This window comes from Paenibacillus sp. GCM10027630, from assembly GCF_042676305.1.
Lineage (GTDB): Bacteria > Bacillota > Bacilli > Paenibacillales > NBRC-103111 > Paenibacillus_S.
In genome coordinates, this window is the sequence record NZ_JBHTGY010000026.1 from 54,138 (window position 1) to 67,841 (window position 13,704).

Consider the following 13,704-nt stretch of genomic DNA (forward strand, 5'->3'; position numbering starts at 1 on the left):
CAGTTCTTAATTCGAGGTGGTTTTGTATGAGCATTGATTTATTAAGGTATGTAGGCTGTATGGTGGAGATTATCTACGTGGACCGATCCGGTAAGTTTTCCAAACGGTTGATTAAGCTTCGTTCGCTTAGCCATGAACATGCCGTTGCTTACTGTTATGAACGGAAAGCGCCGCGTCTATTCAAAATAAGCTGTATTCTGGCCGTTGCGCCCACGGAGAAGTCTGTTATATGAAACAAGCGCCGCTACTTACACTCGAAGAGCTTCAATTCGTTAAGATGGGGATTATTCTGCCTGTCATGCTCGATGTGCTTCAACGGGATATCAACCAGATCAATCAAATTAAGCTGAAGCTGAATATTCTCTACATCATGAGTCTCGGCAAGGCACAGGACAGCGCTCACTCTGAATTAATGGAATTGAAGGCAGAGCTGCGGAAGCGCGGTATCAAGATAGTTGAAGAAGTTCGTGCAGCCGAGGGAATACAGGCCAGGTTCAAATGCCGCGGCTATGATCATAAGCTGCTGCTTCAGTGGGAGAAGGTGCGGACGGAAATTTTGCAGAAGGGCAGTCAGTATTTGGGGATTATTTTAACGGATGGTGGATGAGGACCGATGGGAAGCAAACAACAGCGAGTGATCTTTTTAGCGGATTGTCAAAGTTTCTACGCTTCGGTAGAGAAGGCGGCGCATCCGGAGTACAAGAATAAGCCTCTGGTCGTGGCGGGAAATCCAGAGGAGCGCCGCGGTATCATACTTGCTGCTTGCCCCCTTGCCAAGAAGTTTGGAGTTACAACCGCGGAGTCGGTGAAAGAGTCGATCGCCAAATGTCCGGATCTCATTATTATTAAGCCGAGAATGCAGAAATATATCGATGTTTCGTCACAAATTACGGAAATTCTTGAGTCGTATACCGATTTGGTAGAGCCCTATTCCATTGACGAGCAGTTCGCCGACCTTACCGGCAGCATTCGCCTGTTCGGCAGCCCACTGCAAATTGCCAAGGCTATTCAAGCCAAGGTGTGGAATGATACAGGCGTATATACCCGCATTGGCATCAGCGAGAACAAAGTGATCGCGAAGATGGCCTGTGATAATATAGCGAAGAAGAACGATACAGGGTTACACCAGATGAGTAAAGCGGATATGCCGAAGATGCTATGGAACTATCCCTTGAATAAGATGTTCATGGTAGGCTCACGGATGACGGCCCATTTTGAACGTATGAACATCCGTACTATCGGCGAATTAGCGAGGGTACCGCTAAATGAGCTCAAGATCATGCTGCGCAAACGTATGGGCAGGCAGAGTGACATTCATGCTGAAATGCTTTGGAAAATTGCCAATGGAATGGACGATGCCCCAGTCAGTCCATTTACTCATGGAACTGTGCAAAAGGCGATAGGTCACCAAATGACGCTCCCCATCGATTTTCGTACTATGGATGACTTGCGTGTCGTACTGCTTGAATTGTCTGATCTGGTATGCCGCCGGAGCAGATGCAAGGGGCAGATGGGGTGGGTGGTGTCAGCCGGAGCACAAGGTGCTGATTTTGATTACCCGACCGGCTTCTATCGGCAATCCAAGCTTCCGGATCCTACGGATATCACCAAGTATGTTTACGAGGCGGCTTGTCGAATTTTCGAGAAGCATTGGGATGGTTCGCCTATTCGCAAGGTCGGCGTAACGCTCTCATCGCTCGTCCCGGCTGATAGCTACCAGCTGACGCTTTTTGACGACAGCGAACGGCTGCGGAAGCTGGAGCGGGAAACCGATTTGATCCGCGACAGATTCGGTGACACAGCGATTATGCGCGCATCCTCATTAACGAACGCCGGGCAGGCGGAGAGAAGAAGTAAAATGATCGGAGGGCACTGGAAATAATGAGAAAAAAACTGGAAGGCAACGGCATGTGGGAGAGCAGCCGGATGATGCTGCCCGAGCATAAGGACCGGATTAACCGTCATAACAAGGAGCTTGATATCAAGAGAATGCCGATCCTGGACGAGCAGAAGCTTGAGATCATAAACAATACGCTGCGGGAAGCGTTCGAGGGGCGGCAGGAAATTGCGCTTACCCTGTTTCACCCCACGCAAAGCTATGTCGTAACAGGATATATAAGCAAATTTGATGTGTTGAATCAGAGAATATGGATGGGACAAAAATGGATAAATTTATCAGAGATCATTGATTGTAAATAATATAGCTTCGATAGGCTAAAGAGAGGTTTGTTTATGGGTAAGCAGTCTACTGCTACTTCTCTCCATGAGCGACTCTAAACATATGCCCGTTGATATCCCGAAAGGTAAACTCCCTTACGCCCCAAGGCTTGGACTCAATTTCCTGAATAATTTCTACATGTTTGCTCTTATAAAGGTCATAAATCTCATCGGCGTTTTCCACAAAGAGATAAGAATGGGACCTGTATACGGCAAAATGATCTTGCTTATCCAAATGAATCTCGATATCGCCGCATTGTACTACAGCATACCCGTCCTCATCCCATACCGAAGCTACTTCAAAGCCGAGCACGTCCCGATAGTATTCAAGAGACGCCTTGACATCGTTCACGGGTAAGATAGGTATTAGACAGTGAATATAGCTTTGCATATAGGTCCACCACTTTCCTTAAAAGAATGTTATTTAGTACTTGGGGCTTGCTAATTGACCTCTTCTGTATCATAATAAGTAGTCTAGAAATTGATGCAGGGAGATCTGATTGAACGATGGCAACCACGACTTTAGATGAGGAACAGAAGCAAGAATTGGAACAGATAGAGATTTGGAAGTGCAAACAACCTGAGTGCAAAGCATGGACGCGTAAGGAGTTTGTTAAAGAAGACTTGCCGGATTGTCCTTTATGTAAAAATCCAATGGTGCGGAGCTATAAACACGTGCCGGTTGTACATAAAAAAGGTAACAAAAAGTTTCTTGTAGGCAAGGGTCGTTCTTAACAACCTTATATCAGGGAATTATTGGGAAGGGCTGCCGCGATGCAGCTTTTTTTGCCTATATAGAATTATATTCCGGGCTCCCCGCAAAGTATCTGAACCAACTTCGAATCAAGACCCCACTTTGTGGGAATTCTTTGTCGCTACAACGAATATGCCTTAGTCCAAGCATTAAGAAACTTGAGCTTTCGGTCAAAATAGCTGTCATCCTGCCAAGCGCCCCAGATGGCGCTATTTCCTGTATGCAGCCCCATCAGCCATAGTTGTCTTACTGCAACGAAGATTGGAATCGCTACAAGATCAGCCTCTTGTAAAGGGCGTTCTTTCATATACGCATCGAGAAAAGCATCCCAGCATTCATCCTTGAACTCCTCCTTCTTAGTACGGGATTCGACCCGGCACCATAGAAAAACAGAGAGATCGTAGGAACGCCATCCCCTGCCACAGCAGTCAAGATCGAAATGTGTCAGCGCTTCGGCATCCGTGTAATGAACGTTCCAACCATGCAAATCTCCGTGACAAGCCCCCCAGTCGAGCAGACCCTCAGGCAACGCATCAAGATAGCCCCTTAAACGACGGGTCACCTCTTGTACCAAGGCGTAATCATCCGAACGATGCTGCAAAAAAGGGAGGATGTGCTGAACAGGTTCATCCAGCAGATGCTTCGCATCGAGCGAAAACCGGCTGTGTAGAGGCATATATTCGTCTGCAGCCCGGTGCAGGAGGGCGACCGATCGCCCGAATATTCGACTCGTCTGCACATCCACTTTCGTTTTTCCATGGGCGAATGTAAATAATACCGCGTACCGCAGCCCTTCCGGCGCTTCAAGCTCCGTCAACCATCCGCCGTCAAGCCGTGGAATCGGTGTAGAAACTGGAATTCCATGGTGATGCAGATGTACTAGAAAATCCAGTTCATAGTGGATATCTGATTCGGATCGCCATTGATGTTTATAGATGCGCAGAACGAACGCCCCCTGGTTTGTTTCAACTATATAGGTGTCATTGAGGCCGTTCATAACAAATCGGCTCGAAATTGGAGTTCCAATGTTATAAAGCTTGGAGATAGTATTGAACAGCTCCTCTTTCTGGAACACGGTATGTACAGCTGGGATATGGACTATGTTAATCTCTTCCTTTCAGCCACGATATGGAGGTGTATGACTATCTTATTTCAAATGGAATAAAAAGGGGATAGGGACGATCGTTATATTGGATTTTTCCTCGCTCCAGTTTATGCGTAATGTTCGGTTGAGAAAAACGTCCGATAGGCTGACTACGTTATACGATATACCGGCTTTGGGAACGAGAGTATATATGGAGGTAAATTGAAATGCTTGCTTTAATGATGCATCTAAATACAGAAGGGGCAGCTCCAAAAGTAGTTTTAGCTACTAGGGGCTGCCCCTTCTGTGTTGCTTAAGTGATGGCGTGAAAACCGATGATCAAAGGTTGTTTTCATTCTAGAGGAAACTAGGATTTTCGGAAGGCTGCCGGACAATAGATGGAAATCCTCCCGTTAATCCAGCCTGGATATCGATTGAAGCTAATATAGCTGGAAAAGCTACAGCTAATATAGGCGATATGGATGATACTAGCCAAAATATTCAGAATTAGCATGAGGAATTCCAGCTATAGGGCTTGGAACGCTATTTTTGGAGTAATTAACCCGACATTTTCCAGATAATTTGCGCGGAGGGTTCTATGTAACCGGATAAGTGGTGGAAAGGCTGTCCCAAAATGACTTTAGAGATAGCACGTTTTTGCATTGGTCATACAGACTGTGATGTGACTATGCAATCCTTTAATAAAATAAACGAATTGGCCACTCAGCAGGCATTATTCATTCCACGACTTTGGCTTCACTTTGATATTCTGGCGTAAATCTAACTTCTGCCACCATTTTCTTTGCCGCTTGCTCTCTTGGTAGGTTCTTAGCTGCTGCATGAGGAGCTTGGCGCGGTCTTCATCCTGGTACTTTACTCTTAGCTCGTCGTAGAAGTTTTTGGATTCCATGGTATCACCTGCTGTAATATTTTTGGATTTGCAACGCAAATCATTCCAGATATAGAACGTCAGTTCCTATCATATAATATACAGCAGGATCGCGCAATGAAAAAAACGTGCAAAGATCAATTGGACAGCACAGCCATTCCTTCTTCAATGCTATCCGCTTCCCGTATACTAATCATTAATTGAAGCTTGTTGTACTGCTGTCTGGTTAAAAGCCTTTGTTGGAAAAGGGACTGGATTTCATCTCTCTCTGCCTGGATTGCAATCATTTCCAATTCCTTCACCTGCTCGTTCAAACGCTGCTTCTCCGGATCAGAGGATAACTGATCACGAAGCATAGCGATAATATAGTTGTATCGCTTGATAACCCGAGCAGCAGTGGCAGTAGCATCAGGGCTCTCCAAAGTGGTTTTGTGGATTCCTTCAACTGCTGCCTCTAATGACTTTATTTTTATCCGAATCATTTCCTTTTTATGGTCTGCCGATAAGGGGGTGAATGCAGCGCGTTTGGCCGGGATCAAAGTGGCGGCAAGCTTGCTGAATAGTATGGAAAACAGTATGTACCATAGATGCAGGGGGCTTGTCAGCGCTAGCTTAGCTCTCTTTAGATTGGTTTGCATTCTACTGGCATCTTCAGCCCGGATACTGCCTTCCTGCAATAATTGCTCGACCAGCTGCTTTTCTTTCTCAATTCCCAATCTGCGCAACGCCAATTCCTGCTGACGCTCACGGCCGTTAATCCGGACTTCAGAGTTTTCGTTCATCAGCCCTGCCAATCGTAGTTCATAAGCATGGATCACGATAGAAGCTGCAATACTATCGTCATTCTGTGCTTGCCTTACAGCTCCAAGCGCTGCAGCTATGGATCGGGACTCCGCTGTGGTCTCCTTATCATCGGAAGAAGTATCCGGCTGCGGGCTTTCCTTTGCAATCAATAAAGGCAATGTAATACTGGCCATCACAAGCGACAAGAGAATAACGCCGGCTGCCAAGAAAATAATCAGGTTTCTTTCTGGGAAGGGAGCTCCGCTGTCCAGAAACAGCGGTATCGTGAAGGCGCCGGCCAATGTCACGGCACCTCGCACACCGGAAACCGAAAGTAATAAAAGAGGTGTCCACGTAGTTGGTTTCGTTTCTTTGTTGCGTCGCATCCACGATAAGTGGCCGAATACATACAGCCATAAAAAGCGCAGCACAATTAGCAGCACATAAATGACTACCACGTAGCCTAATGCCTTTATGATGCTGTACATGGAATCATCAATTATATGCTGCACGATATCCGGAATCTGAAGACCAAGAATGACAAATACGAGGCCGTTTAAAATGAACAAGATTACAGACCATGTGCTCTCCGAAACTACCTTTAGCTCCAGAGAAGAGGACCGTGTGCGATCCTGCTCAACAGCATGGACAATTCCACCGGCTACAGCAGCTAATATTCCGGAAAGCCCGGCATGCTCCGCCATTAGAAACAGCACGAACGGTGTAAGAATCTGTATCAGCATGTGTACCGTAACATCCTCCATACCAAAGCGCCGAAGCAAGGACCGGAACCAGATGAACACCAGGGATAAGAAAGCGCCAAATATCAGCCCGCCAACAGAGACGATAACAAAGCTGACTGAAGCTTCTTGGATGGAGAATACACCGGTCACTGCAGCTGCGATGGCGAACTTGAAAGCAACCAGCCCTGAAGCATCATTCATCAGCCCTTCCCCTTCGAGCAGCCGATGAATTTTCTTGGGCAAATGAATTCTGGATGCTATGGCGCCTACAGCTACAACATCCGTTGGAGACAGAATAGCGGCTAATCCAAAGGCTGCCGCGAGCGGAATAGTCGGAATCAGGGCGTGGATGGTGTAGCCGCCAACAAGAACCGTAGCAAACACAAGACCTATGGCCAGAAGGAGAATAGGACCTTTGAGACTCCATAATTCCTCACGTGGCGTCCGCTGTCCGTCCTGGAACAATAGAGGGGCAATGAATAGAACAAAAAATAGCTCCGGCTCCAGCGGTACATGCATGTGACCTGGCAATAGGACCACGATAATACCGAGGGCAATCTGGACGAGCGGTACCGGAATAATAGGAAGTAAATGATGAACCACTTGGGATATACCGACTAATGATATCAATACTAAAATATCTAAAAAAGTCTCCATCCTGTCAATCTCCATTCTGTGTCTATGTAAATTTATGGTGGGGGCTATAAGCTATTATGGACAAATAAATGAAAACCAACACACCGACCCTGGTGTTAATGGAGTATACAGGTCGTTGTGCCGGTTTATAGATGATGGTATTAATCAATTGGAATAGTAATATAGATGGCGGTACCCCAACCGAATTTACTGTGGATCCGAATGCCAAATTGTTCCCCATAGGTTTATTCTCGGTAATTGTTTATTTGCAGCCAGTGCTTGTAGCTATTTTCGCATGGATGTGGCTGGGGGAGCGTATGTCCATTCTGAAGGTCGTGGGATTGTTGCTCGGCTTTCTGGGGGTAACGGTGGTCAGCGTGCAAGGGTTTTATGGGTATATTTCATTGCTTGGCATTGCATTGGCTTTGGGTTAAGCTATTGGTTGGGGACTCGGAACGGTTTATGTGAAAAAGGTAAGCTGTCGAGTGGATTCTATGTGTCTTGCAGCATTTCAATGTTTAATCGGAGGCTGTTTGTTAACGGGTATGGCTTGATAGGGGAGTTGGGGTGATGTCGTATGGAATCTGACCTATGTTTCAGTATTGCTGTACGGGGGGATACTAGGAGTTGCGGCTTCCTGGGCAGTCTATTTTACACTGGTTAATTCCGGGGATGTGAGCAAGGTGGCTTCCTATACCTTTCTCGTTCCTTTTGTATCGATTTTAACCGGAACGCTTCTTCTAAGGGAATCGTTTACGTTTCAGCTCTTTGCAGGACTTATTTTGATTGCTGTCAGTATATTTTTCATTAACGGCAAGCCCAAAAAGATTCAGCAAATGGCTTAAGAGCAAGCCGATCAGAAGGGAGACAGTAGCATGTTGAATGAAGGAGTACGAATAGAGAAGGATTTTTTAGGAGAGAAGGAAGTGCCTCAGGGTGCTTATTACGGGATTCAAACCTTAAGAGCTGTGGAAAATTTCCCGATTACCGGATACAGAATCCATGAAGAGCTGATTAAAGCTATAGCTATGGTCAAAAAGGCGGCAGCATTGGCAAATATGGAAATAAGGCAATTAAATCCGCGTCTGGGTAACGCCATTGTAGAAGCTGCAGGAGAAGTGATTTCTGGACATTGGCATGATCAGTTTATCGTGGACCCGATTCAGGGAGGTGCAGGAACTTCCATTAATATGAACGCAAACGAGGTTATAGCCAATCGGGCTATTGAGCTTCTTGGAGGAACCAAGGGCGACTACTTTTCCCTAAGTCCAAATTCCCATGTCAATATGTCCCAATCAACTAATGACAGCTTTCCTACAGCTATTCATATTGCGGTCTTATCGTTAATTGAACGGCTGTTGGTAACTTTGCAGCATTTGCATGAAACGTTTTTACGAAAAACAAAGCAATTCGACGGAGTTATTAAAATGGGTAGAACCCATTTACAGGATGCGGTTCCGATTCGGCTCGGCCAGGAGTTTGAAGCTTACAGCCGGGTGCTTGAGAGGGATATAAAAAGGATCGCGCGGACGAAAGAGCATTTATATGAAGTGAATTTGGGGGCCACCGCAGTAGGAACGGGTCTGAATGCCGATCCCCAATATATTGTCAGGTCCGTTGAAATATTAGCTGGCCTTAGCGGGCTGCCTTTAAAAAATGCCGAGCATTTACCTGATGCTACTCAAAATACCGATGCTTACACGGAAGTTTCCGCCGCTTTGAAAGTATGTATGATTAATATGTCAAAGGTGGCAAATGACTTGCGTCTAATGGCTTCCGGACCGCGCGCCGGCTTGGGGGAAATCAGCCTTCCCGCTCGTCAGCCTGGATCGTCGATTATGCCGGGTAAAGTCAATCCGGTGATGTGCGAGGTAATCAATCAGGTAGCTTTTCAAGTGATTGGCAATGACCATACGATTTGTTTGGCTTCAGAAGCGGGGCAGCTTGAATTAAATGTAATGGAACCGGTGCTGGTTTTTAATTTGCTGCAATCTTTAAGCATGATGAATCAGGCCTTTGGAGTATTCAATACTCACTGTTTGGAAGGGATAGAGGCCAATGAACAGAGATGCAAGGAGTATGTGGACAAAAGTGTTGGCGTTATTACGGCGCTGAATCCCCATCTTGGCTATGAAATAGCCGCAAGAATTGCACGTGAAGCTATTGAAACGGGACGATCCTTGCGTGAGTTGTGCCTGCTATATAATGTGATGACGGAAGAAGAGCTGGATATTATTTTGGATCCTTACCAAATGACTCAGCCGGGAATAGCCGGAAAGGTGCTGCTGGATAAAAATTGATTGGTGTCAGAATTAAGCCAAGGCTGGAGTGATTACCAAAGAAGCCGTTATTGAGGGCGGCAACGGGCATGGATGCGCGTCTACAGATGTCGGCGATGTAAGCTGGCTCGTCCCTACTGGACAAGTATACGTGACGACCTGCGCATTCGGAACAATGCCGCATAGCTGGCAGATGGTTGCACAAGGCAAATCTTCTATTGCCCACAAGGGTTTGCTGTTAGCCGGTAAGGTTATGGCTTCCTCTGCCATTGAAGCCATGCTAAACCCGGAAATTATTGAAAAAGCAAAAGCTGAGCATAAAGAACGTTTGGAGGGTGAAGTATACCAGTCGTTGATACCGCTCGGCACCAAGCCTGCTCCGATCCGTACTAACTAATTTCAGCTAGTTAAGCTTTGGCAGGGGATCTGCTGTTCTGTTTCGGAAGTCAATTTTGGATTTATTGAGTACATTGCTATTATTGATTTATAGAACAAAAGCCTCCGAAACCACTTTGACAGAGAAAAGTGGTTTCGGAGGTTTTTTTGTTTGAACTTTGGGACCGGTTCACTCCGCTCTAACAGCCCAATTCTTTTATACATTAGGGTTCGATTTGTTCAATCCACAGGATACGCTTCGTTTTTATTCCTGCCAGTGCCGACTCGGCGGCAGTATGCTCCGTTTGGAGCTGGCGGACGATGGTGCGGATATGATGAATTGCCTCAAGTGTTTGGTCTTGAGCATGTTGGATGCGGCCTTGGACGACCCAGTCGGTAATCAATCCGTCGAACCAATAATCGGCCATCTTCAGCAGTCCGCTTATTTCTATATGGATGTCCACGCTGCGCTTCAAATCGGCCAGCTCGTTACGGAAATTCAGCAGCAGACGGTTTGCATTATGAATATACTGTTTGGCGTCGTCGACATGGTTGTGCTTCACATGTGTACTGATGGTACCGCCGCCCAACATATCCCATTTCCCCCAATTTTCCGCTTTCTCCAAGCTTGCGGAGGCATCCTCCAGCGAGGCCAGCACCCGTCGTCCAGCGGTCAATGCCTCAAAGATTTCTTTGACATGGACGGTCTGATCCGAGATTTGCCCATCCATCTCAGCCAGCATGTTGGCTGAGGATGAAGACTCTCTGCGCAGGACAGATTCCATCTCAGCCATGAGCTTCTCGTACTCGCGCTCTGCGTTGCGGTAGTCCATGAGATCATTGCCGACCTGCTCCAAATCGGCTTCCATGCCCTCGAGCGCCTGCTTGGCTTCTTGCAGCTTGAGTGCGGCAGCTAACGCCTGTTGACGCTCCATCTCAAGCTGTTCTTCTTTGTTTCGAAGAATCGTATGAAACAGGTTGGCAAGAGACATTCGTGTCAATTTGTCCACATCTAATTGCTCCGATTCCAATTGCAGCTCGAGCTGTATGATGAGCCGCTCCTGCTTGCGAGATTCCTTCAGCAGCTCCTCTTTTTGGCGTTCCGCCTTTTGAAGGCGGAATTTCCGTTCCTTCGCTTCCATCAATCGGCTGTGCAATGAGTCTGGCATGGATAATCCTCCGTTTCTTTTTTCGAAATAGCCTTATTTTCATTACGTCGTCACTGCACTTCGGTTTCCAATAGTTAGATTATAGCTGAACGGATCAGAAAAAAACTGCACTTGACTTAGAGTTGACTCTAAGCTATAAAATGCAATTATCTGATATTCCAGTTGGAGGAGACATGCTTATGTTGAATACGCGCGTAGTTGTAACCCGGTACGGAGGAGCTGATGTTCTTGATACGATAGAGGAGCCGCTGTGTATGCCCCATAAAGGGGAGCTTCGCATTAAAGTTCAGAGTGCTGGAGTCGCTCTTGCGGATATTATGAGAAGAGAGGGCGTATATCCGCTATCGCCAACGCCTCCATTCACACCGGGGTATGATATAGTTGGAGTTGTTGATGAACTGGGAGAAGGAGTCGAACACTATTCGCGTGGAGAGCGGGTTGGCGCCTTTTTTAACGGAACCGGCGGTTATTCAGCGTATGTATATGCAACGGTTGAGGATGTATTCAAAGTACCTGAATTTATTGATGCTGCACAAGCCGTTGCGATTATTCTCAACTATGTGACAGCCTATCAAATGCTTCACCGTATTGCTAAGGTTTCCGAAGGGGAGAACATCCTTATCCATGGCGCAAGTGGTGGCGTGGGATCCGCACTGCTGGAGCTTGGAAAGGTTGCGAATGTAATTATGTTCGGCACGGCTTCCGCAATCAAGCATCACAGTGTTTCCCAATTTGGTGCAACGCCAATTGACTATCGGAATGATGATTTTGTCCAGGTGCTCGGTCATTTGGTTCCGCAAGGCATGGATGCAGTGTTTGATCCTATAGGGGGACAGAATTGGCAGCGATCGTTTCAAACTTTAGGTACAAAGGGTAGGTTTGTCGGCTACGGCTACACCTCTGTTTTGGGGCATGAGAATCGTGAGAATTGGGTTAAGGATTGGACAATTTTATCGGAGACAAAGCAAACGGACCAAGGAAACCCAGCTTATCTATATAGCATTACAGCTTTAAGAAAAGAAAGACCGGATTGGTTTAAGGAGGATGTGGGTGTTCTGTTCTCATTGCTAGAGCAGGGACGAATAAATCCGGTGATTTCCCACCGAATTCCGTTGTCTGAAGCGGCATACGCGCAGCAGTTGCTTGAGAAGTCATTATCTGTTGGGAAAGTTGTATTGATTGGTCTATAAAAAGAAAGGAGACGCCCCTCATGTACTCTATCGGAGAAATATCGAAACTGACGGGGATTACGGCTTTTACACTTAGATATTATGAAAAGATAGGCGTTCTTCCCAAACCGGGTCGCCAGGATGGAATGCGGCGTTATGATGATCAGGAGCTCCAGTTTATTCGGTTTATTCATGGGTTAAAGCAGACGGGGATGAGCTTGGAGAGCATCGCAGCTTTTACAAAGGACGGTTGTATCCTTACCCTTAACGATCAGGATGTAGACATTAGCGGTTCGCTGCAGGATAGAATCAGCATGCTGGCACGGCACATCGATCAGTTGGAGCAGCAGATTAAGCATCTGGAAACGGTCAAGGAGATTGCACAGGAAAAAAGCCGGTTCTATTCGAATATGTTGAAAGAGCAAGCATTCAAGAAAGTCCAAAGCAAGGTTAACCTTAACCATTAAAAGGAGGAGATTCAAATGAATTTAGGACTTGCCGGTAAAATAGCGATTGTCACAGGGGCAAGCGCAGGGATCGGGTTTGCCTGCTCTAAAGCGCTGTTCGAGGAAGGGGCTTCCGTCGTAATGGTGGCGCGGGATGCTGAACGCATGCAGCAAGCTGCTGCTTCTATTCGTGAGGGACATCCTGAGGGGGGCGCTTCGCGCATCGTCACAGTAAGTGGTGATATGCGCGAGTTGGAGACGGTGAAGCAAGCGGTAGCAACCGCTTTGGAATGTTTTGGCCGCATCGATATATTAATTAATAATGCCGGGTCGGCGAAGGCAGGCTCGTTTTTCGAGCTGCCGGAGGAGGCGTTTATGGATGCATGGAGCTTGAAGCTGCTCGGGTACATCCGAATGGTGAAGGAAACGGCACCCCATATGATCAATCAGCGTGACGGCCGCATCGTGAATATCGTCGGTGGAGCAGGGCGCACACCGGGCCCGGCGTTTCTGGCCGGCAGTACCGCCAACGCGGCGCTGCTTAACTTCACGAGAGGGGTTTCCAAGGAACTGGCTAAATCCAATGTGAGAATTAACGCCATTTCCCCGGGAACTACGGCTACGGAGCGGGCTGAAAGGCTGGCTGAGCAGCATGCAGAGGCTAAAGGAGTATCCGTTGATGCTCAAAAAGCGGAGATGAATGCAGCTATTCCGCTTGGGCATATGGTAGATCCGGCTGAGATAGCGGCGATGGCGCTCCTGCTCGTTTCCGACCGAGTTCCCTCGATCACGGGTACGGAAATCGTAATTGACGGCGGACAGCAGCCGGGTGTTTAAAAAAAAGAACGGATAAGTTGTTCCGTTCATGCGAAATTCCAGCGGCGGTATACTGCCTTTTAGAAAGCTATAGGTCGCTTAGTTTAGGTTAGAGATTGCAATACCTATATGTTTCGTGCTAAAGTAAAAAGTAATTATTTTCAAGGAGGTGAGGTAGGTGAATCACGAGATGGTGAACAACCGTATTAGCCAGCTGCCGATTGCTATGGCTGGCCTCGTTCATGCTTTTTCTTGCAATGGGAGAAGTCTGTCCGTTTATACCTATACGTTGTTACCATTCGCGAGAAGATGCCTACCTTAACCGATACGGATTGCTGTATCAT

General features: G+C 46.9%; 18 protein-coding genes. 13 read left to right on the top strand and 5 right to left on the bottom strand.

From position 1 onward, the window contains the following. Positions 1 to 26: 26 nt before the first annotated feature. From ACFQ0C_RS12000 to ACFQ0C_RS12015, 4 genes are read left to right on the top strand one after another with little or no spacing between them, the layout of a single operon-like run. Positions 27 to 233, top strand: coding sequence for a hypothetical protein (locus ACFQ0C_RS12000; RefSeq protein ID WP_379366996.1), 207 nt, complete (start codon positions 27 to 29; stop codon positions 231 to 233). Next, positions 230 to 607 (top strand): YhjD family protein, encoded by a 378-nt coding sequence (locus ACFQ0C_RS12005; RefSeq protein WP_258215881.1) that lies wholly within the window; start codon positions 230 to 232, stop codon positions 605 to 607. Before ACFQ0C_RS12000 ends, ACFQ0C_RS12005 begins: the two co-directional genes overlap by 4 nt. A 6-nt stretch (positions 608 to 613) precedes the next feature. After that, entirely contained in the window at positions 614 to 1,882 is a 1,269-nt protein-coding gene (locus ACFQ0C_RS12010; protein WP_379366998.1) for a DNA polymerase IV, read from the top strand. Then, positions 1,882 to 2,199: a YolD-like family protein gene (locus ACFQ0C_RS12015; RefSeq protein ID WP_379367000.1), complete on the top strand. Its 318-nt coding sequence runs from the start codon at positions 1,882 to 1,884 to the stop codon at positions 2,197 to 2,199. Before ACFQ0C_RS12010 ends, ACFQ0C_RS12015 begins: the two co-directional genes overlap by 1 nt. Before the next feature lie 52 nt (positions 2,200 to 2,251). Here the strand turns inward: ACFQ0C_RS12015 and ACFQ0C_RS12020 are convergent, their stop codons facing one another. Continuing rightward, on the bottom strand, positions 2,252 to 2,608 hold the full coding sequence (locus ACFQ0C_RS12020; protein ID WP_258215884.1) for a bleomycin resistance protein: 357 nt from the start codon (positions 2,606 to 2,608) through the stop codon (positions 2,252 to 2,254). A gap of 116 nt (positions 2,609 to 2,724) precedes the next feature. Between ACFQ0C_RS12020 and ACFQ0C_RS12025 the strand changes: the two genes are divergently transcribed. Beyond that, entirely contained in the window at positions 2,725 to 2,952 is a 228-nt protein-coding gene (locus tag ACFQ0C_RS12025; protein WP_258215885.1) for a cold-shock protein, read from the top strand. Positions 2,953 to 3,092: 140 nt separating this feature from the next. Here ACFQ0C_RS12025 and ACFQ0C_RS12030 read toward each other — a convergent pair whose 3' ends face one another. From ACFQ0C_RS12030 to ACFQ0C_RS12040, 3 genes are all read right to left on the bottom strand, one after another. Further along, a complete protein-coding gene (locus ACFQ0C_RS12030; RefSeq protein WP_379367003.1) occupies positions 3,093 to 4,046 on the bottom strand; it encodes a phosphotransferase in 954 nt (317 codons plus the stop codon). Between the two features lie 742 nt (positions 4,047 to 4,788). Further along, positions 4,789 to 4,965 carry a hypothetical protein gene (locus ACFQ0C_RS12035; protein ID WP_379367005.1) on the bottom strand — a complete coding sequence of 59 codons (177 nt, stop codon included), beginning with the start codon at positions 4,963 to 4,965 and terminating at the stop codon, positions 4,789 to 4,791. A 116-nt stretch (positions 4,966 to 5,081) separates the two neighbouring features. Further along, on the bottom strand, positions 5,082 to 7,127 hold the full coding sequence (locus tag ACFQ0C_RS12040; RefSeq protein ID WP_379367007.1) for a Na+/H+ antiporter: 2,046 nt from the start codon (positions 7,125 to 7,127) through the stop codon (positions 5,082 to 5,084). 131 nt (positions 7,128 to 7,258) lie between these two features. Between ACFQ0C_RS12040 and ACFQ0C_RS12045 the strand changes: the two genes are divergently transcribed. The 4 genes from ACFQ0C_RS12045 (at position 7,259) to ACFQ0C_RS12060 (ending at position 9,782) form a co-directional block, all read left to right on the top strand. Next, positions 7,259 to 7,540: an EamA family transporter gene (locus tag ACFQ0C_RS12045; protein ID WP_379367010.1), complete on the top strand. Its 282-nt coding sequence runs from the start codon at positions 7,259 to 7,261 to the stop codon at positions 7,538 to 7,540. Positions 7,541 to 7,708: 168 nt separating this feature from the next. Further along, positions 7,709 to 7,951, top strand: coding sequence for an EamA family transporter (locus ACFQ0C_RS12050; RefSeq protein WP_445324354.1), 243 nt, complete (start codon positions 7,709 to 7,711; stop codon positions 7,949 to 7,951). 30 nt (positions 7,952 to 7,981) lie between these two features. Then, complete coding sequence (gene aspA, locus ACFQ0C_RS12055; RefSeq protein ID WP_379367012.1) at positions 7,982 to 9,406, top strand: aspartate ammonia-lyase; 1,425 nt, start codon at positions 7,982 to 7,984, stop codon at positions 9,404 to 9,406. A 28-nt stretch (positions 9,407 to 9,434) separates the two neighbouring features. Further along, on the top strand, positions 9,435 to 9,782 hold the full coding sequence (locus ACFQ0C_RS12060; protein WP_379367014.1) for a hypothetical protein: 348 nt from the start codon (positions 9,435 to 9,437) through the stop codon (positions 9,780 to 9,782). A gap of 202 nt (positions 9,783 to 9,984) precedes the next feature. Here ACFQ0C_RS12060 and ACFQ0C_RS12065 read toward each other — a convergent pair whose 3' ends face one another. Next, positions 9,985 to 10,929: a hypothetical protein gene (locus ACFQ0C_RS12065; protein ID WP_379367016.1), complete on the bottom strand. Its 945-nt coding sequence runs from the start codon at positions 10,927 to 10,929 to the stop codon at positions 9,985 to 9,987. 179 nt (positions 10,930 to 11,108) lie between these two features. Between ACFQ0C_RS12065 and ACFQ0C_RS12070 the strand changes: the two genes are divergently transcribed. The 4 genes from ACFQ0C_RS12070 (at position 11,109) to ACFQ0C_RS12085 (ending at position 13,682) form a co-directional block, all read left to right on the top strand. Beyond that, positions 11,109 to 12,119 (top strand): medium chain dehydrogenase/reductase family protein, encoded by a 1,011-nt coding sequence (locus ACFQ0C_RS12070; RefSeq protein WP_379367018.1) that lies wholly within the window; start codon positions 11,109 to 11,111, stop codon positions 12,117 to 12,119. Positions 12,120 to 12,139: 20 nt separating this feature from the next. Next, on the top strand, positions 12,140 to 12,565 hold the full coding sequence (locus ACFQ0C_RS12075; protein ID WP_379367020.1) for a MerR family transcriptional regulator: 426 nt from the start codon (positions 12,140 to 12,142) through the stop codon (positions 12,563 to 12,565). 15 nt (positions 12,566 to 12,580) lie between these two features. Next, positions 12,581 to 13,381, top strand: coding sequence for an SDR family NAD(P)-dependent oxidoreductase (locus ACFQ0C_RS12080; RefSeq protein WP_379367022.1), 801 nt, complete (start codon positions 12,581 to 12,583; stop codon positions 13,379 to 13,381). A gap of 157 nt (positions 13,382 to 13,538) precedes the next feature. Beyond that, on the top strand, positions 13,539 to 13,682 hold the full coding sequence (locus ACFQ0C_RS12085; RefSeq protein WP_379367024.1) for a hypothetical protein: 144 nt from the start codon (positions 13,539 to 13,541) through the stop codon (positions 13,680 to 13,682). Positions 13,683 to 13,704 lie beyond the last annotated feature (22 nt).

Bases quoted from the DNA above. Each gene is read 5' to 3' on its own strand.
- ACFQ0C_RS12070 (WP_379367018.1), top strand. From the start codon at position 11,109: ATGTTGAATACGCGCGTAGTTGTAACCCGGTACGGAGGAGCTGATGTT.
- aspA (WP_379367012.1), top strand. From the start codon at position 7,982: ATGTTGAATGAAGGAGTACGAATAGAGAAGGATTTTTTAGGAGAGAAG.
- ACFQ0C_RS12035 (WP_379367005.1), bottom strand. From the start codon at position 4,965: ATGGAATCCAAAAACTTCTACGACGAGCTAAGAGTAAAGTACCAGGAT.
- ACFQ0C_RS12010 (WP_379366998.1), top strand. From the start codon at position 614: ATGGGAAGCAAACAACAGCGAGTGATCTTTTTAGCGGATTGTCAAAGT.
- ACFQ0C_RS12015 (WP_379367000.1), top strand. From the start codon at position 1,882: ATGAGAAAAAAACTGGAAGGCAACGGCATGTGGGAGAGCAGCCGGATG.
- ACFQ0C_RS12065 (WP_379367016.1), bottom strand. From the start codon at position 10,929: ATGCCAGACTCATTGCACAGCCGATTGATGGAAGCGAAGGAACGGAAA.
- ACFQ0C_RS12005 (WP_258215881.1), top strand. From the start codon at position 230: ATGAAACAAGCGCCGCTACTTACACTCGAAGAGCTTCAATTCGTTAAG.
- ACFQ0C_RS12080 (WP_379367022.1), top strand. From the start codon at position 12,581: ATGAATTTAGGACTTGCCGGTAAAATAGCGATTGTCACAGGGGCAAGC.
- ACFQ0C_RS12075 (WP_379367020.1), top strand. From the start codon at position 12,140: ATGTACTCTATCGGAGAAATATCGAAACTGACGGGGATTACGGCTTTT.
- ACFQ0C_RS12020 (WP_258215884.1), bottom strand. From the start codon at position 2,608: ATGCAAAGCTATATTCACTGTCTAATACCTATCTTACCCGTGAACGAT.
- ACFQ0C_RS12025 (WP_258215885.1), top strand. From the start codon at position 2,725: ATGGCAACCACGACTTTAGATGAGGAACAGAAGCAAGAATTGGAACAG.
- ACFQ0C_RS12045 (WP_379367010.1), top strand. From the start codon at position 7,259: ATGATGGTATTAATCAATTGGAATAGTAATATAGATGGCGGTACCCCA.
- ACFQ0C_RS12040 (WP_379367007.1), bottom strand. From the start codon at position 7,127: ATGGAGACTTTTTTAGATATTTTAGTATTGATATCATTAGTCGGTATA.
- ACFQ0C_RS12000 (WP_379366996.1), top strand. From the start codon at position 27: ATGAGCATTGATTTATTAAGGTATGTAGGCTGTATGGTGGAGATTATC.